Origin of the sequence: Pseudomonas bharatica CSV86, assembly GCF_000319305.2 — a bacterium.
Lineage (GTDB): Bacteria > Pseudomonadota > Gammaproteobacteria > Pseudomonadales > Pseudomonadaceae > Aquipseudomonas > Aquipseudomonas bharatica.
Genome location: NZ_AMWJ02000001.1, coordinates 2,066,412 through 2,084,667, shown reverse-complemented (window position 1 = coordinate 2,084,667; position 18,256 = coordinate 2,066,412). Strand labels below are relative to the sequence as shown.

The window sequence follows — 18,256 nt, the reverse complement described above, 5'->3', positions numbered from 1 at the left end:
AAGACACTAGCCGTAGGAGCCCCCCACAGGGTTGTCGGCACTGCCAACTAAATACTTATTCCTGATTTTGAAAAGCAAATAAATACATAACTCGCATAATTAGCTTAGAACCAAAAAGCCTTTCCCTACCACCTGCTCCCGCGCCTATCGTTCTATCCCAAGACCCGACCCCATTCCCGGCGGAGGCCGTCCCCAACGACCTCAGCCGGAGTGAATGCGCCAATGATCCCCCTGTTTCACAACGCCCCCGCCCCGCTCCAGCTCGCTGCCGATGTGCTGGTGATCGGCGGTGGCCTCGCCGGCACCTGGGCCGCCGTCGCCGCCGCCCGTGAAGGCGCCAAGGTGGTGCTCGCCGAAAAAGGCTGGTGCGGCACCAGCGGCGTGACCGCCACCGCCGGGCCCGGCCATTGGTGGGTGCCGCCCGAGCAGCGCCAGGCCGCGATCGGCAAGCGCGTCGAGAGCGCCGCAGGCCTGGGTGACGCGCGCTGGATGGCGCGCATCCTCGAAACCACCTGGCAGTCCCTTCCGCAACTGGACCGTCTCTACCATTTCCCCAGCGATGAGCAGGGGCGCAAGCAGTACCGTGCACTGCGCGGCCCTGAATATATGCGCGCCATGCGCCAGCTTGCGCTGGAGCACGGCGTCACCCTGCTGGACCAGAGCCCGGCCCTGGAACTGCTGCGCAGCGAATCCGGCGAATTGGCCGGCGCCCGCGGCTGGCAGCGCCAGCTCAAGCGCGAGTGGCAGGTAACGGCCCCGGCCACGGTGCTGGCCACTGGCGGTTGCGGCTTCCTGTCACGCCTGCTCGGCAGCCATACCAATACCGGCGACGGCTACCTGATGGGCGTGGAAGCCGGTGCCGAGCTGTCGGGCATGGAGTTCTCCGCCTACTACTGCATCGCCCCGGCCGGCAGCACCATGACCCGCTCGATGGTCTACACCTTCGGCCGCTATTTCGATGCCGCCGGACGCGAGCTGGATATCCCCCAGGGCCCTGATTTCAACAATGCCCTTGCCCGCCATCTGCTGCGCGGGCCGGTGTTCTGCCGCCTGGACCGGATTCCCGCCGACATCCGCGCACGCCTGCCCTATGTGCAGCCGAACCTGATGCTGCCGTTCGATCGCCTGGGCATCGACCCCTACCGAGACAAGTTCGCCGTGACCTTGCACGGCGAAGGCACCATTCGCGGTGTCGGCGGCCTGCGGGTGACCGACGACCATTGCCAGACCACCGTGCCCGGCCTGTTCACCGCCGGCGATGCCGCCAGCCGCGAAACGGTGACCGGCGCGATCTCGGGCGGCGGCGCGGTGAATTCCTCGTGGGCGCTGTCCAGCGGGCAATGGGCCGGAAGTGGCGCTGCCCAGTTTGCAAAAGCCAACCGTACAGTGTTACGTACCGCGGCACGGTACACAGAAACGCCGATTCCCGCCGCCGACGCCGATTACTGCGAGACCATCCGGGCCGTGCAGAACGAATTGCATCCCTACGACAAGAACCTGTTCCGCACCGGCGCCCAATTGCAGCGCTCGTTGCTGACGCTGGACAGCCACTGGGACCGCCTGCGCGGCGACGCGCCCCACAGCGACCCGGACAGCCTGTTGCGCCGGCGGGAAACCCAGGCCCTGCTGGCCAGTGCCCGCTGGTGCTACTCGAGCGCCCTGGCGCGCAAGGAAAGCCGCGGCATCCATCAACGCACCGACGCACCGCAACGACACGACCGCTTCGACGTGCACCTGCGCAGCGGCGGACTGGACAGCCCTTGGGTCCGCCACGACCCGGTCACGCGCCCCGTGGAGACCCCGGCATGATCGAACTGATCTTCAGCGACCGCTGCAGCGGCTGCAGCCAATGCATCAGCGTCTGCCCCACCAACGTCCTCGCCCTCGGCAGCGACGGCAAACCGCGCATCGCCAACCAGGGTGCCTGCCAGACCTGCTTCATGTGCGAGCTGTACTGCGCCAGCGATGCGCTCTACGTACACCCCGACTGCGAACACCCGGTCAGCCTCGACCCCGCGCAGGTCCTGGCCAGCAACCTGCCTGGCCAATATCGCCGCGATTCCGGCTGGGACGAGTTCGCCAACGACCCGCGCTACAACAACCAGCACTGGCGCATGGAGCACATCTTCGCGCTCGCCCGGGAGCTGGCCACCCCTTCCCCCGACACAGGACCACGCCATGAGTGAATCCCTCAATCACCTGCTTGCCGAACTGCATGCCGAACGCGTGCGCACCTGGGCCCCGGAAGCCCTCAAGGTCAACATCGACCAGCGCCAGCGCCTGGTGGACGAAGCCGATCCGCAGCGCTTCATCAAGGCCGGCGACCTCGTCGAGCCCTTCGAACTGCTGAAGGTCGAAGGTGGCTCCCTGACCCTCGACCAATTGCTGGAAAACGGCCCTGCCGTGCTGGTGTTCTTCCGCTTCGCTGGTTGTCCGGCCTGCAATATCGCCATTCCCTACTACGAGCGAAACCTGCAACCGGCCCTGCAGCGTCGCGGCGTGCCGCTGGTCGCGATCAGCCCGCAGGTGCCGGAGCGCCTGGTGGAAATCCGCGACAAGCACCGCTTGGCCCTGCAGGTCGCCAGCGACCCGGACAACCGGCTCGGCCGCCGCTTCGGCGTGCTCTACAGCTTCGACGAAGCCTCGCGCCAGGCCGCCCTGGCCAAGGGCAACAGCATCGGCGCCGTTACCGGCACTGGCACCTGGGAACTGCCGCAGCCCACGGTGGTGGTGATCGGCCGTGATCGCCGGGTGCAATTCGCCGAGGTCAGCCCCGACTGGCTGGTGCGCAGCGAAGCCCAGCCGATCATCGACGCGGTGGATACCGCCCTCGATGCCGACGGCCTGGTGGTCCGCCACGCCTGGGCCTGAACCCTTCTTCTTCACCAACTACAGGAGTTGCAGCATGAGCACACGGCAATTGCACCTTGGCGCGATCCTCACCGGTGTCGGCACCGATCAGCAGGAATGGCTGAACCCGAGCATTCCCGGCAACGCGAGCATCGATATCGACTGGTACAAGCAGCAGGCCCGGGCGGCCGAAGCGGCGAAGTTCGACTTCGTCTTCATCGTCGACAGCCCCTACATTACCCCGGACTCGGCGCCGCACTTCCTCAATCGCCTGGAGCCGCTGACCTTGCTCTCCGCGCTGGCCGGCGCCACGGACAGGATCGGCCTGGTGGCGACCCTGACCACCTCCTACACCGAACCCTTCAACGTCGCCCGCCAGTTCGCCTCGCTGGACCACATCAGCCATGGCCGTGCCGGCTGGAACGTGGTGACCACCGGACTGGAAGGCGCCGCCGGCAATTTCGGCCGCGAGCAGCATATCGACCACGGCGAGCGCTATCGCCGCGCCCATGAGCATGTGGCGGTGGTCCAGGGGCTATGGGACTCCTACGAGGACGATGCCTTCCCCGGGATCGGGCCAGCAAGCGCTTCCTCGATCCGGCCAAGCAGCATCGACTGGACCATCGCGGCGAGTTCTTCTCGGTCGCCGGGCCGCTGAACATCTCGCGCTCGGCCCAGGGCCAGCCGGTGATTTTCCAGGCCGGGGTGTCGGAGTCCGGTCGAGGGCTGGCCGCGCACATTGCCGAAGGGATCTTCGCCGGGGTCGACAACTTCGACGATGCCCGCGAGTACTACGCCGACATCAAGCGCCGGGCGGCGCAGGCCGGGCGCGATCCGGCGCAGGTACTGGTGTTCCCGGGGATCACGCCGATCATTGCCGATACCGATGAAGAGGCGCAGGCGATCCTCAAGGCCAGGCATGGCGAGCTGGACCTGAACAAGGCGCTGGTGCAACTGGGGCGGCCGTTCAATTACCACGACTTCAGCCAGTACCCGCTGGATGAGCCGTTCCCGGAGCTGGGTGACCTGGGCAGCAATGGCTATCGCGGACATGCCGAGAAGATCAAGCGGGTCGCGCGCGAACAGGGCCTTACCCTGCGCGAGACAGCACTCAGGTTCGCCCGGCCCTTTACCGGCTTCGCCGGGTCGGCGCGGACGGTGGCCGACGAAATCGAACGCTGGTTCAAGGAAGGCGCGGTGGACGGATTCAACGTGCACGTCGGCGCGCCGGCGGCGTTTGCGCGCTTTACCGACGAAGTGCTACCGATCCTGCGCGAGCGTGGGTTGTTCAGGGAGGACTATGCGGGTCGGACCTTGAGGGACCACCTGGGACTGGTGGTGCCGGTGAACAGGAATAGTGTGAAGGCGGCTGACGTAGCCTGATTTTGAGGGCCTCATCGCTGGCAAGCCAGCTCCCACAGGGGTCGTGTGGGAGCTGGCTTGCCAGCGATGAGGCCCTTTCTAAAAATGCAATAATTAAATATTCATCTGATTTTTTATTCTGAAAAATAATAATAAAAATAGATCAAAACAGTATTTCTTCCCTTCCCTTCCCCCTTGCTACAGTCCCTCCAGACCCGACCCCTCGCACGGTGGAGGCGCCCGATTCATCCACCTGCGAGTACGCCCCGATGAGCCATAGCATTACCCGCCTGCCGAACCACAACCATCGCCTGCAACTGAGCGCCCCGACCACCCACGCCGATCTTCACGCCGAACGCCTGCACCGCAAGCAGCGACTCGCTGCGTCCTATCGGCTGTTCGCCGAGCTGGGCTTCGAGGTCGGCCTGGCCGGGCATTTCACCGCCCGCGACCCGATCGAGACCGACCATTACTGGATCAACCCGCTGGGCGTGCCGTTCTCGCAGATCCGCACCAGCCATCTGCTGCGGGTCAACGGCCAGGGCCAGGTAGTGGAAGGCGACGGCCTGCTCAACACCAGCGCCCTGGAACTGCACTACGAGTTGCAGAAGGCCCGTCCGGAGGTGGTCGGCATCGCCCATCTGCATGGTTTCCATGGCCGGGTGTGGTCGTCCCTGGGCCAGTTGTTCCAGCCGATCACCGCCGAGTCCTCGGCCTTCGTCGGCGAGCAGGTACTGTTCGACCGCCATGCCCTGGGCAGCGCCGATCGCGACCTGGTGGCCCAGGCCTTCGTCGAGACCTTCGCCGACAACAACCTGCTGGTCTGGCAGAACCACGGCCTGTGGACCACCGGCCAGACCGTGGAAAGCGCGGCGTGGCGCTTTATCCTCGCCGACGACACCGCCCGCGCTCATCTGCTGGCGTATGCCGCCGGCCAACCGCGCATTCCGCAGGTGGGCGAGGACAGCTTCGATGCGGCACAGCGCGAGCTGTTCGGCTGGCTGAACTTCCTGCCGCTGTGGGACCGCATCGTCCAGCAACAACCCGACCTGCTGGACTGAGCCATGAACATCGACCTTCACCGCCGCCGCTTCATCCAGCACAGCGCCCTGCTCGGCCTCGCCGCAGGCATGGCTCCGGCGCTGGCGAACACCCCGAAGGCACTGCGGGTCTGGCGCTACAAGGGCCAGGCCGCAAGCTTTCTCGGCGATGCCGGGCAGGCCGCCACGCCCTATCCGGTGGAATGGGTGGACATCCCCGGCGGTGCCATGGTGCTCGAGGCGTTCGCCAGCGCCAGCCTCGACTACGCCTTCATGAGCCCGGTGCTGCCGTTGTTCGCCAGCGCCGCCGGCAACCCGCTGGTGCTGATCGCCAGCTACCAGGGCGAGCAGAACCGTAGCGGCGTGATCGTCAAGCGCGGCAGCGGCATCCGCTCGATCACCGACCTCAAGGGCAAACGCATCAGTTTCGTACGCGCCACCGACACCCACTACCTGGTGCTCAACCTGCTACGCCACAACGGCCTCACCCTTGACGATATCCAGGCCCGGGCGATGCCGGCGCGCGATGCGCTGATCGCGTTTCAGAACGGCCATCTCGACGCCATCGTCGCCGGCGGCATCGGGGCGCTCCAGGCCTTGACGCAAATGGACGGCGAACTGCTGGCCGATGCCAGCCGCTACCAGTGCGGCAATTACCTGATCGCCACCAGCGCCAAGGTGTTGGCGCAACCGGGCAAGCAGGCACAGATCGCCGACTTCCTCGAACGCGAACGCGCCACCTGGGACTGGGTGGAGCGCAATCCCGACGCCTGGGCCGCGCGCAACGAAGCCCTGACCGGGATCTCCCGGTCGCTCTACCTGCAACAGTTCGACCAGCGCCAGCGGCCATGCCGCCTGCTCCCGGTCAGCGACGAGGACATCGCCGCGCAGCAGCGCATCGCCGACCTGTTCCATGACAGCGGCCTGCTGCGCCAACCGGTGACGGTCCGCGACTTCTGGGACCGCCGCTTCAGTTCATTGCTCAGCGGCCAGGGATCCGCCGCGGCATAAGCGTACCGGCGCGCGCCGGACGAGACACAGGCACGCCGAACCACGGGAGCAATGGACCTCCCGCAGGCCCGGCCATGCCTGGAAAACGTGAAACAACCTATGAGAGCCCGTTCGATCGCACATCCAGGGCCTGACTGCCAATCGAACCCTTAGGAACCGTCATGAAGTCCGTATTCACTCCCTTGTCCATGGCCCCGGCGCTGCTCGCCGGCTACCTGTTCAACCCGCTGGCGCTGGCCGCCGACAGCGATACCGCGCTCGGCACGGTGATCGTCACCGGTTCGCGCGGTAGCGAGGTGCGCACCGTCACCAGCAGCCCGGCACCGATCGACGTGATCGACAGCAAGCAGCTCGAACAGACCGGCTCCAGCAGCCTGCGCGAAGCCCTGCAGAAAACCCTGCCGTCGTTTCCCAGCGCCCTTCCGGCACCTCCAACGACAGCGTCGCCCGCCCCTACAGCCTGCGCGGCCTGAACGGCTCCAACGTGCTGGTGCTGGTCAACGGCAAGCGCCGCCACAACAGTTCGGTAATCAACCTCGACTCCACCGCCGCCTACGGCACCAACCCGGTGGACCTGGACATGATCCCGATCAGCGCCATCGACCATGTCGAAGTGCTGCGCGACGGTGCCTCGGCCCAGTACGGCTCCGACGCCATCGCCGGGGTGATCAACATAATCCTCAAGCAGAACGACAACGGCGGCTCGGTCAGCACCCAATATGGCCAGTACTACGAGGACGGCGACGGCGGTAACCTGCGCCAGACCCTCAACCAGGGCCTGGCCCTTGGCGACAACGGCGGCTTCTTCAACTACGCCCTGGATGCCAAGTCGGTGCAGACCGCTACCCGTTCCCGCGAGGCCACCGGCAACCTGTACTTCGCCGGCGACCCGCGCAACGCCACGGCCGACCGCGAAGTGCAGAAGAACGGCCTGCCGAAGATCAAGGCGATCAACCTGTCGTACAACGCCGAACTGCCGGTGAGCGACGACCTGACCCTGTATTCCTTCTCGACCCTGAGCCAGCGCGATGCCAAGGGCGGGCAGAACTACCGGCGCCCCAACTCGACCAACATCATTCCGCAGATCTACCCGGACGGCACCGCGCCCTTCTACACCCTCAAGGAAACCGATTACCAGGCCGCTGCCGGCGGCAAGGGCGAGATCGCCGAGTGGCACTGGGACCTCAGCTCCACCTTCGGCCGGGCGAAAAGCCAGGCCGGCGCCGACGAAACCCTCAACGCCTCCCTCGGCCCCAGCAGCCCGACCCACTTCGATACCTACAGCAATACCTTCGACCAGTGGACCAACAACCTTGACCTGACCCGTGCCTTCGAGGTCGGCCTGAGCAAGCCGCTGCAGGTGTCCTGGGGCCTGGAGCACCGCCACGAGCGCTACAAGACCGAGTCGGACGACCCGCTGTCGTGGATCAACGGTGGCTATATCTACCCCAGCGGCCCGCTGGCCGGACAACCCGGCTCGGTGGGCGCCCAGGGCGCGATCACCCTGACCCCGGAAGACGAAGGCCAGGCCAGTCGCAACAGCTACGCCAGCTACCTGGACCTGGGCTTCAACCCCACCGAGAAGCTCTACCTGGGCGCCGCCGCACGCTTCGAGAAATACGACGACAACAGTGGCAATACCCGCAGCGGCAAGCTCACCGCGCGCTATGACTTCACCCCGACCTTCGCCGTGCGCGGCACGGTGAGCAACGGCTTCCGCGCACCATCGCTGTCGCAGTCCACCTACGCCCAGACCGCCAACCAGTACACCACGGTCAACGGCGTGTCGCAGTTCGTCGAGGCCAAGACCGCCCGGGTCGACTCAGCCCTGGCCAAGGCCCTTGGCGCCGAGGACCTGAGCCCGGAGAAGTCGCGCAACATCAGCCTCGGCCTGACCTGGCAGCCGCTGCCCCAGGCCAGCGTGACCCTCGATGCCTACCAGATCGAGATCCGCGACCGCATCGCGCTGACCGGCTTCCTCTACGGCAACGGCGTCGATCAGATCCTCGTCGCCAACGGCTACAAGCCCGGCTACCGCATCAAGTACTTCACCAATGCCGCCGACACCACCACCCGCGGCATCGACCTGGTGGCCGACTACCGGGTCGATTACGGCCAGTTCGGCCGGGTGAAATACGGCATCGGCGCCAACTACAACAAGACCGATATCGACGACATCAAGCAGACCCCGGCCGCCCTCAAGGCCGCCGGCAACAATCTTGAACTGTTCGACCGCGTGGCCCAGGGTTACCTCACCGTGGCCAACCCCAAGACCAAGCTGATCCTCAGCGCCAACTGGCAGATCGAGCGCTTTACCGTCAACGCCGCCGTGACCCGCTACGACAAGGTCACCGCCCGCGACGCCAACCCCAACTACGACGTGACCTACGGCGCCAAGTGGCTCACCGACCTGGAAGTGGCCTATGCGGTCACCGACAACTTCGATATCGCCGTGGGCGCCAACAACCTGTTCGACGTGCGCGCCGATAACAACGCCTACCCGGCCGGCGACGTCAACGGTTTCCCTAAATTCGGTTCGATCTCGCCGTTCGATCCGTACGGCGGCTTCTGGTACACCCGCGTCGCCTACAACTTCTGACCCCAACGATCGAGCGCCCGCCTCGTTCGGCGGGCGCCAGGAGAATGTTCATGAGCCAAGGCCAGTTCGTACTCGGCGCCTTCATCCCCGGCACCCTCAGCGGCAGCGCCTGGCGCCTGCCGGAGGCGCCGCTGGATACCTTCCGCAGCCTGGAGCACTACCAGTACATCGCGCGCAAGCTGGAGGCCGGGCGCTTCCATTCGCTGTTCTTCAACGACACCCTCGACGTCAAGCTCGACCTGGCCCTGCAACGCGGGCCCAACAGCGTGCGCTGGGACCCGCTGATCCTGGCCCCGGCGCTGGCCGCCAGCACCCGTCATATCGGCCTGATCGCCACCGCCAGCACCACCTACAACGAGCCCTACAACGTGGCGCGCAAGTACGCTGCGCTGGACCACCTGAGCGGTGGCCGGGCCGGCTGGAACCTGGTCACCTCCCTGGGCGGCGGCGAGAACTTCAATCGCCAGGAGCATGTCGAGCATGACGACCGCTATGCCCGCGCCGAGGAGTTCTACGACGTGGTCAGCGGCCTGTGGGACAGCTGGGCCGACGACGCCTTTATCCAGGACAAGGCCAGCGGTACCTGGCTGGACATCGACAAGCTGCACGTGCTCGACCACCAGGGCGAGCACTTCCAGGTCCGCGGCCCGCTCAACGTATCGCGCTCGCCCCAGGGCCATCCGGTGGTGGCCCAGGCCGGCGCCTCGGTGGCGGGCAAGCGCCTGGCGGCGCGGGTCGGCGAACTGATCTTCACTGCCCAGCACACCATCGAGCAGGGGCGCGCCTTCTACCAGGAAACCAAGGCCGCGGCCGCTGCTTTCGGACGTGGCGCCAATGAGCTGAAGATCCTTCCCGGCGTGTCCCCGGTAGTCGGCAAAACCCTCGCCGAAGCCCAGGCCAAATACGACCGCCAGCAGGAACTGCTGGAGCCGAAGGCCTTCCTCAGCTCGATTTCGAAGTTCGTCAGCCTCGGCTACGACCTGTCCGAACTGCCCTTCGACGAAGTGGTGCCATTGCCACCGGAGCATTTCACCACCAACACCCACCAGAGCCGGCAGAAGCTGGTGTTCGACCTGATCCGCCGCGAGCGCCCGACCGTGCGCCAGCTATTCAACCAGCTCACCTCCGGCGGCCATCGGATCCTGATCGGCACCCCGGAAAGCATCGCCGATGACCTGCATGCCTGGTACGAAGCAGGTGCCGCCGACGGCTTCAACATCATGTTCAGCGGCCTGCACTCGGCCATCGACGATTTCGTCGACTGTGTGGTCCCCGAGCTGCAACGCCGTGGCCTGTTCCAGCGCGAATATGCCGGTACCACGCTGCGGGAAAACCTCGGCCTGCCCTACCGCACCAACCGGTTTTTCTGAGGAGCGCCCATGATTCGACCCCTGGCAATCCTGGCCATCGCCGTGGCCCTGGCCGGCTGCGACGGCAAGCCCGAGCAAACGGCCGCCACCGGCACCCCGGCGCAGCCGCAGACTGGCGGTGTACTGCGCGTGGCCTTCGACGGCGACCCGAACTGCATCGATCCGCAGCAGGCCGGCAACAACACCGCGCTCAACGTGGGCCGGCAACTGGTGGACTCGCTTACCGACCAGGACCCGCAAAGCGCCGAGATCCTGCCCTGGCTGGCCGAGCGCTGGGAAGTCAGCGAGGACTCGCGACAGTTCGATTTCCACCTGCGCGAAGGCGTGACCTTCGCCGATGGCAGCCCGCTGGATGCGGCGGCGGTGAAGGCCAATTTCGAGGCGATCGTCGCGCTTGGCGCACGCGCGCAACTGGCCGGGACCTACCTGGCGGGCCTTGAATCGGTGGAGGTCACCGGCCCGTCGAGCGTACGCGTCACCTTCAAGCAACCCAACGCCCAGTTCCTCCAGGCCAGTTCCACCATGAGCCTCGGGCTGTTTTCCCTCGACACCTTGAAACGCAATGCCGAGGAGCGCTGCCAGGGCGCCCTGGTGGGCTCCGGGCCGTTCACGGTGAAAAGCTTCGAGCACAACAGGCTGGTGCGCATCGAAGCCCGCCCCGACTACCGCTGGCCGTCTTCGATTGCCCAGCATCAGGGCCGCGCCTGGCTGGACGCCATCGAGTTCCATATCCTCCCCGAGTCCGGCGTACGCCTGGGCAGCCTGCTGTCCGGGCAGATCGACGTGAACACCAGTGTGCCGGTGCAGGACGAAGCGGTGCTGCAAGCCCAGGGCGTGCCCTCGATCAACCGCCCCAACCCGGGCATCGTCTTCAGCCTGACGCCGAATGTCTCGCGGGCGCCACTGGATGAGCTGGCAGTGCGCCAGGCGCTGAACAAGGCCATCGACCGCAGCCAGTTCCAGGGCGTGATTTCCCGTTACCAGAAGCCGGCGACCTCGGTACTGGCGAGCAGCACGCCGTATTACCAGGACCTGAGCAGTCATCTGGCCTACGATCCGGCGGGCGCGGAAAAGCTGCTGGATGACGCCGGCTGGCGCAAGGGTGCCGATGGCTGGCGCCAGCGCGACGGCAAGCGCCTGGGCTTCACCCTCGACTACTGGCAGGCCACCACCCCGGTGCTGGAGCTGGTACAGCAACAACTGCGCAAGATCGGCGTCGAGTTGCGCCTGAACAAATCCACCATCGGCCAGGTCAGCCTGCAACAGACCTCCCTCGACTACAGCCTGTGGTTCTTCAACCTGACCCGCGCCGATCCGGACGTACTGCGCACGGTATTCCTGTCTCCGGGACGCAACGTCAACGTTCGCGCACCGCTGCCGCTCGACCGGCTGCTGCTCGACTCGGCGGCCAGCCTCGATGGGCAGAAACGCGGCGCGCTGATCCAGCAGGCCAGCGCCGAATTGCTGGACCTGGGCCATGTGCTTCCGCTGGTGGAAATGGCCACCGTCACCGCCTTCCGCGACGTGGTGCACGGCCTGCACTACGAGGCCTCGACGCGCCTGCAGTTCTACGACACCTGGCTGGCACAACCGGGAGGCCACTGAGCATGCACACCTCTGCATTCTGGCGTCTGGCCCAGGCCCTGCTGGTGCTGTGGGCGGCCTTCAGCCTGTCGTTCGCCATTCTTTATGCGCTGCCGGGCGATCCGGTCGGCATCCTGCTCGCCCAGGGCGGCGAACCGGGCACGGCGGATCCGGCACAGGTCGCCGAACTGCGGGCTCGCTATCACCTCGACGGCAGTCTCTGGCAGCAGTACGGCGGCGCCCTGTGGCGGTTGCTGCACCTGGACCTTGGCGTATCGCTGCAGACTGGCAAGCCGGTCGCGGCGGCCCTGGCCGCAGCCCTTCCGGCAACCCTGGCCCTGGCCTTTGCCGCACTGCTGATCGCCGTGCCGCTGGGCATCGGCGTGGCCCTGGCGGCCCACCAGGTGCGCCGGCGCCCGCTGCAGGCGGCGCTGCACAATGCGCCGGCGCTGGTGGTATCGCTGCCAACCTTTTGGGTTGGCCTGCTGTTGCTGCAACTGTTCTCCTTCCGCCTGCACTGGTTGCCGGCGATGGGCGATCACGGTCTCGCCAGCCTGGTGCTGCCGGCTGTCACCCTGGCCCTGCCCTGCGCCGCGATGATCGCCCAGGTGCTCGGTCGTTCCATCGCCAGCGTCAGCCAGCAGCCCTTCGTCCAGGCCCTGCGCAGCAAGGGGGTCGGGCGCTGGTCGTTGCTGTGGCGGCATATCCTGCATAACGCCTCGATCCCCCTGCTCAGCCTGACCGGCACCCTGCTGGGCAATCTGCTGGCCGGTGCGGTGGTCACCGAGACGGTGTTCTCCCGTGACGGCGTGGGCCGCCTGGCCCAGGCGGCGGTGGCCAGCCAGGACATCGCCGTGGTCCAGGGCGTGGTGCTGCTGGCCGCGGCCCTCTATGTGCTGACCAACCTGCTCACCGACCTGCTCTACCCGTTGCTGGACCCACGCATTCGCCAAGGGAGCCGACCATGATCCTGCACCCCGCCATTTCCTCCTTGCCTGCGTGGCGCTACCGGCCTGGCTTGCCAGTAGCGCTGAGCCTGGTGCTGTTCGTGCTTCTGCTGGGCTTGGCGTTCTTTCCCGGGCTGTTCACCAGCCTCGATCCGTTGCTGGCCGACCCCACCCAGACCCTGCGCGCGCCCTCGGCGCAGCACTGGTTCGGCACCGACCATCTGGGCCGCGACCTGTATGCCCGTTGCGTATACGGTGCAGCACTGTCGTTGCAGGCCACGGCCATTGCGGTGGTTATCGCCCTGCTGGCCGGAACCTTGCTCGGCGGCATCGCAGGCTGGTTCGGTGGCGCGGCCGACCGCGTCCTGGCGGTGCTGGTGGAGGTGCTGATGGCGATTCCGGCCCTGCTGCTGGCCATGGCCATCGTCACCGCCCTGGGTTTCGGCACGCTGGAGATCGCCATCGCGGTGGGGCTGTCGTCGGTGGCGGTGTTCGCCCGGCTGGCCCGGGGCGAAGTCCTGCGCTGGCGCAGCCGGGTCTTCGTCGAAGCCGCCCAGGTGGTCGGCGTTGGTTCCTGGACCAATCTTTGCCGGCATGTACTGCCCCATGCCGCCGGGCCGTTGCTCGCCCTGGCGGCACTGGAGTTCGCCAGCGCGGTGCTGGCGGTCTCGGCCCTCAGTTTCCTTGGCTTTGGCGCCCCGCCGCCGCAACCGGAATGGGGCCTGTTGATTGCCGAAGGGCGCAACTACATGGTCGCCGCCTGGTGGTACACCACCCTGCCGGGGCTGGTGGTGGCCGGCGTCGTGCTCGCCACCCAGCAGCTTGGCCGGGGTTTGCAACGTCTTCAGGGAGAACATCCATGAGTACGCCATTGGTGCGTATCCGCCAGTTCGGGGTCGAGTATCCGGGGGCGGCGCAGGCCGCCGTGCAAGGGCTGGACCTGGACATCGCGGCAGGCGAGATCGTCTGCCTGGTCGGCGAGTCCGGCTCCGGCAAATCCACCACGGCCGCGGCGCTGGCCGGCTTGTTGCCCGAAGCGGCGCAGCAGCACGGGCAGCTGTGGTTCAAGGGCCAGGCGCTGGACAGCCTCGACGAACGTGCCTGGCGCCAGCGTCGTGGCCGCCTGGTCGGCTTCGTGCCGCAGGATCCGGGTACCTCGCTGGACCCGGTGAAGACCATCGGGGCCCAGGTGGTGGAAGCCATGACCGTGCACGGCATGCCCCTGGCCCAGGCCCGTCCGCGTGCCCTGGAGCTGCTCCGGGACGTCGGGCTCAAGGCGCCGGAAACCCTGCTCGCCCGGTATCCCCATCAACTGTCCGGGGGCATGTGCCAGCGGGTGCTGATCGCCATTGCCCTGGCCAATGACCCGCCGCTGCTGATCGCCGACGAGCCCACCAGTGCCCTGGATGTCAGCGTGCAACGACAGATCCTCGACCGCTTGCAGCAACTGGTCCGCGAGCGTGGCAGTAGCCTGCTGCTGATCACCCATGACCTGGCGGTGGCGCTGGATCGCGCCGACCGGATCCTGGTGATGCGCCACGGTCGCCTGCTGGAAAGCGGTACTCCGGCGCAGCTGTGGCATGCGCCGGCGCACCCCTACACCCGCCAGTTGCTCCAGGCCTCGCCACTGGCGCGCTTGCAACAGCGTCGCGTGGCGCCAGCGCTGAGCCGGGAGCTGCCGCTGTTGCAGGTCACCAGCCTCAACCGGCGCTTCGACAAGCGCGGGGCGGCGGCGGTGGATGGTGTCAGCTTCAGCCTGCAACGTGGCACCACCACCAGCCTGGTGGGCGAGTCGGGCTCGGGCAAATCCACCACGGCGCGGATCATTCTCGCCCTGGAACGGGCCAGCTCCGGCAGCGTGCGCTTCGACGGGCTCGAAGTGCTCGGGGCCGGTCGCCGCCAACTGCACGGTTACCGGCGACGGGTGCAACTGGTCTACCAGAATCCTTATGCCGCGCTGGATCCGCGCCAGGATCTGCTGGCAATCGTCAGCGAGCCGCTGCGTGCGTTCGGGATAGGCCAGCGGCGCGATCACCGGGCACGGGTACTCGCGTTGCTCGAACGGGTCGGCTTGCCGGGCGACCTGCTGCATCGCCGCCCTGCCCAACTCTCCGGCGGCCAGCGCCAGCGAGTCGCGATAGCCCGGGCACTGGCGGCGGAGCCGGAGCTGCTGGTGCTGGACGAGCCGCTGTCGGCGCTGGACGCACCGGTGCAGGCGCAGGTGCTGGATCTGTTGCAGCGTTTGCAGGAGAAACTTGGCTTGACCTATCTGTTCATCTCCCACGACCTGGCGACGGTACGCGGGATCAGTGACCAGGTGCTGGTAATGAGCCAGGGGCGGCTGGTGGACCAAGGCCCGACCGAAGAGGTATTCGGGCGACCGGGAAGCGACTATACGCGGCGGCTGCTGGAGGATATGCCGGGGCGGTTGGTGCCGGAGGCTGAAGTGCAAACCAGGGCAGTGAATCTCTGAACATCCAAGGCTTGCAACCTCCCTGTGGGAGCTGGCTTGCCAGCGATTGGGCCAGATCTCACACCATCATTGCCCGAGCCGGCCTCATCGCTGGCAAGCCAGCTCCCACTGGGTTGCGTGCAAGCTACAGATGCCTTCACCCATTCTTCATCACCACCCGCACACGATTCTCCACCGGCCGGCTCAGCATTGCACCGTCCCTGTGGGAGCTGGCTTGCCAGCGATTGGGCCAGAGCTCACAACACGATTGCCCGTGCCGGCCTCATCGCTGGCAAGCCAGCTCCCACAGAGTTATATGCAAGCCGCAGCTGCCTTCATCCATTCTTCATCATCCCTACCAGCACGCGGTTCTCCACCGGCCGGCTCAGCAGATAGCCCTGCACTTCATGGCACTGGTCGGCACTGAGCAGGTCCAGCTGCCGTTCGGTCTCGACCCCTTCGGCGGTGACCGTCATGCCCATGGCGTTGCCCAGGTTGATGATCGCCTGCACCACGCTGCGGTCGCTGTCGCTCTTGCCCAGAGCCTGGACGAAGCGCTTGTCGATCTTGATGCTGTCGAACGGATAGGTGCGCAGGTAGCCCAGCGACGAATAGCCGGTGCCGAAGTCGTCCATGTTCAGGCGCACGCCCAGCTCCTTGAGGGCGGTCATGGTCGCCAGGGCGTTCTCGATGTCGTTAAGCATCACGTTCTCGGTGATTTCCAGCTCCAGGCGGTGCGCCGGCAGGCCACTGTGCAGCAAGGCCTCGCGGACATCGCGCACGACATTGCTGCGGGTGAACTGCGCCGGTGACATGTTCACCGACACCAGCACCGGCTGCGGCCAGGCCTTGGCCGTGCTGCAAGCCTCGCGCAGCACCCAGTTGCCCAGTTGGACGATCAGCCCGGACTCCTCGGCCAGCGGGATGAACTCGTCCGGCCCGATCAGGCCGCGTTGTGGATGCTGCCAACGCACCAGGGCCTCCACCGACGCCACGGTGACCCCATCGATCAAAAAGCGTGGCTGGAAATGCAGGACCAGTTGTCCGTGTTCGATGCCCAGCGCCAGCTCGCGCTCCAGGGTGCGCTTGCCCTGCACGGCATCGTTCATCTGCGCCGAGAAGTGCAGCCAATTGCCCTTGCCGGCCGCCTTGGCGTTGTACAGGGCAATATCGGCGTACTTGATCAGGTCCGCCGGCTGCCCGCCGTGCTCGCGAGACAGCACCACGCCAAGGCTGGCATCGATATGCAATTGCTGGCCGTCATGCTCGATGGGCCGGCGCAGGGTAACGATGACCCGCTGGCACAGGGCATCCATTTCCTCCCGGGTGCCCGGCCGCGCCACCACCAGGACGAACTCGTCACCGCCCAGACGGGCCACAAGGTCGCTGTCGCGGGTGATGGTTCCCAGGCGCCGCCCCACTTCGATCAACACCGCATCGCCGGCCGGGTGACCGAGGTGATCGTTGATCGGCTTGAAGTTGTCGAGGTCCAGGATAAGCACAGCCAGGTCCGCCTTCCCTTCCAGCAGGGCCTGTTCGATAAAGGCGAACAGCTTGTTGCGGTTGGGCAGGCCGGTCAGGGCGTCGTGCTGCGACAAGTGCTGGATACGGGCATGGGCCGCCACTTCATCGGTGATGTCGAAGCTGGTACCGCGAAAGCCCTGGAGCTGCTCGTGATGCAACACCGGCCGCGCCGTCAGTCGGCAGATACGCTGTTGGCCGAGGTGGTCACGGTACTGGCAGCGCAGGCTGTCGGAGCCGTTGACGCTGCCTAGTTGCGCCAGCCAGTGCTGCAGATGGGCAGTGTCGCAACTCATCAGGTCGGTCAAGGGCCGGCCCAGCCACTCCTGCACCGGGTAGCCGGTCAGTTCGGCGAAACGCCCCGACAGGTAGGTGAGCCGGAGCTGGGCATCGGTTTCCCAGATCCAGTCCGAGGCCGCCTCGGCCACCGCCTTGAAACGCTCCTCACTGACTTTCAGGGCTTCGCGGGACGCTGCCAGTTCCTGATAGTTGCGGTCGTTGCGCGCGCTGACGCTCAAGGCCTGGCGGGCGAAGGCGAGCATGGCCAGGAGGATTACCAGGGTCGCCAGGGCCAGCGGCGGCATCACGGTCAGGGCCAGCTCGCTGCCAGGACGCTGGACCGGCCACACCAGCCAGTAGCCGCTGTTGTCCAGGCGCATGTGGTCCTCGCCCGGCGCGTCATAGCCACGCGCAGTGACCGAAAACGAAGCCAGGCCGACGCTATCGGCCAAAGGCTGCAATACCACCGGGGTCAGGGGCCGGACGAAGACCAGCACCCGTTGCGGCCCGGGGACGTGATGGGGCAACTGCGGCGGGCGGATCACCGCAGCGCTGAACAGCGCCGGGCCATCGCGAAAGCGGATATAGCCCGACGTAGCCTGGTCGTCCAGCAGTGCCACCCGCGCCTGCGCCAGGATCCGTTGCTTTGCCGGGGTCAGGGCCTCCAGCGGCTGGTCGCTGAGCTGCCCGTCGACGACTGCGTAGCTGGTGGTGTTCTCGTCGATGACGAAGACCCCGGCATAGCCATCGCTGCTGTACAGGGTCGGGCCGATATTGTCCTCGGCATAGGCCCATTGGCGGTTGTTGCCGATGCCCAGCTCGTCGTAGGCCGCCTGCCAGAAGGCATGGGACAGCAGGTAGGTCTTCTCGGACTTCTCCAGGCTTTGCCGGACCGAACCGGCGAGAAAGGCGCTGCGCAGTTGCTCGCGTTCATCGAGGGCCACGACGATGCGGTAGAGGGACGCCAGGCCGACCGCGAGGATCAACAGGATGGCGCCGGAGAAACCCAGGATCAGTTGCCGTGTCAGGCGGCTGCGGCTTGCGCTGGTAGAGGTCGTCCCTGCTTGCATGCGTGTCCTCGTTGGCCAGGATCATGCGGACCTTGGGGGAACGGTGGCGCCGGGCCTTGGTATGCCCTACGTGAAAACTGAGGGTCCGCTTGGCCAGGGTGTTCAAACAAGGCGACGGACGGGCATCTGCAAAAAGCCCGAAGGCCGCGTCTGCGGCCTTCGGTGATCGTG

The 18,256-nt window shown here is 66.4% G+C and carries 13 protein-coding genes and 1 pseudogene; 13 read left to right on the top strand and 1 reads right to left on the bottom strand.

Features of this window, described 5'->3' with window-relative positions; genetic code table 11:
• The first annotated feature begins 222 nt into the window (after positions 1 to 222).
• The 13 genes and pseudogenes from CSV86_RS09075 (at position 223) to CSV86_RS09020 (ending at position 15,236) form a co-directional block, all read left to right on the top strand.
• Entirely contained in the window at positions 223 to 1,809 is a 1,587-nt protein-coding gene (locus tag CSV86_RS09075; protein ID WP_009395426.1) for an FAD-dependent oxidoreductase, read from the top strand.
• Complete coding sequence (locus CSV86_RS09070; RefSeq protein ID WP_009395425.1) at positions 1,806 to 2,186, top strand: 4Fe-4S dicluster domain-containing protein; 381 nt, start codon at positions 1,806 to 1,808, stop codon at positions 2,184 to 2,186. Before CSV86_RS09075 ends, CSV86_RS09070 begins: the two co-directional genes overlap by 4 nt.
• Entirely contained in the window at positions 2,179 to 2,871 is a 693-nt protein-coding gene (locus CSV86_RS09065; RefSeq protein ID WP_009395424.1) for a peroxiredoxin-like family protein, read from the top strand. Before CSV86_RS09070 ends, CSV86_RS09065 begins: the two co-directional genes overlap by 8 nt.
• Positions 2,872 to 2,905: 34 nt before the next feature.
• Positions 2,906 to 4,233, top strand: a pseudogene (locus CSV86_RS09060) (LLM class flavin-dependent oxidoreductase).
• Positions 4,234 to 4,481: 248 nt separating this feature from the next.
• Complete coding sequence (locus CSV86_RS09055; RefSeq protein ID WP_009395421.1) at positions 4,482 to 5,273, top strand: class II aldolase/adducin family protein; 792 nt, start codon at positions 4,482 to 4,484, stop codon at positions 5,271 to 5,273.
• A gap of 3 nt (positions 5,274 to 5,276) precedes the next feature.
• Positions 5,277 to 6,263 carry an ABC transporter substrate-binding protein gene (locus tag CSV86_RS09050; protein ID WP_009395419.1) on the top strand — a complete coding sequence of 329 codons (987 nt, stop codon included), beginning with the start codon at positions 5,277 to 5,279 and terminating at the stop codon, positions 6,261 to 6,263.
• Positions 6,264 to 6,424: 161 nt separating this feature from the next.
• Entirely contained in the window at positions 6,425 to 6,736 is a 312-nt protein-coding gene (locus CSV86_RS31815; protein ID WP_240160397.1) for a hypothetical protein, read from the top strand.
• Positions 6,724 to 8,862, top strand: a complete 2,139-nt coding sequence (locus CSV86_RS09045) for a TonB-dependent receptor plug domain-containing protein (RefSeq protein WP_376699752.1) — start codon at positions 6,724 to 6,726, stop codon at positions 8,860 to 8,862. The genes CSV86_RS31815 and CSV86_RS09045 overlap by 13 nt, the downstream gene beginning before the upstream one ends.
• Positions 8,863 to 8,912: 50 nt before the next feature.
• Complete coding sequence (locus tag CSV86_RS09040; RefSeq protein WP_009395414.1) at positions 8,913 to 10,232, top strand: LLM class flavin-dependent oxidoreductase; 1,320 nt, start codon at positions 8,913 to 8,915, stop codon at positions 10,230 to 10,232.
• Between the two features lie 9 nt (positions 10,233 to 10,241).
• The gene (locus CSV86_RS09035; protein ID WP_009395412.1) at positions 10,242 to 11,837 is read left to right on the top strand and encodes an ABC transporter substrate-binding protein; all 1,596 of its coding nucleotides are present in this window, start codon (positions 10,242 to 10,244) and stop codon (positions 11,835 to 11,837) included.
• Between the two features lie 2 nt (positions 11,838 to 11,839).
• Positions 11,840 to 12,784 (top strand): ABC transporter permease, encoded by a 945-nt coding sequence (locus CSV86_RS09030; RefSeq protein ID WP_009395410.1) that lies wholly within the window; start codon positions 11,840 to 11,842, stop codon positions 12,782 to 12,784.
• The gene (locus CSV86_RS09025; protein WP_009395408.1) at positions 12,781 to 13,626 is read left to right on the top strand and encodes an ABC transporter permease; all 846 of its coding nucleotides are present in this window, start codon (positions 12,781 to 12,783) and stop codon (positions 13,624 to 13,626) included. The genes CSV86_RS09030 and CSV86_RS09025 overlap by 4 nt, the downstream gene beginning before the upstream one ends.
• Positions 13,623 to 15,236, top strand: coding sequence for a dipeptide ABC transporter ATP-binding protein (locus tag CSV86_RS09020; protein WP_009395407.1), 1,614 nt, complete (start codon positions 13,623 to 13,625; stop codon positions 15,234 to 15,236). Before CSV86_RS09025 ends, CSV86_RS09020 begins: the two co-directional genes overlap by 4 nt.
• Positions 15,237 to 15,550: 314 nt before the next feature.
• On the opposite strand, the gene CSV86_RS09015 is transcribed toward CSV86_RS09020, so the two are convergent.
• Positions 15,551 to 18,085, bottom strand: a complete 2,535-nt coding sequence (locus CSV86_RS09015; RefSeq protein ID WP_009395406.1) for a bifunctional diguanylate cyclase/phosphodiesterase — start codon at positions 18,083 to 18,085, stop codon at positions 15,551 to 15,553.
• Between the last annotated feature and the right edge of the window lie 171 nt (positions 18,086 to 18,256).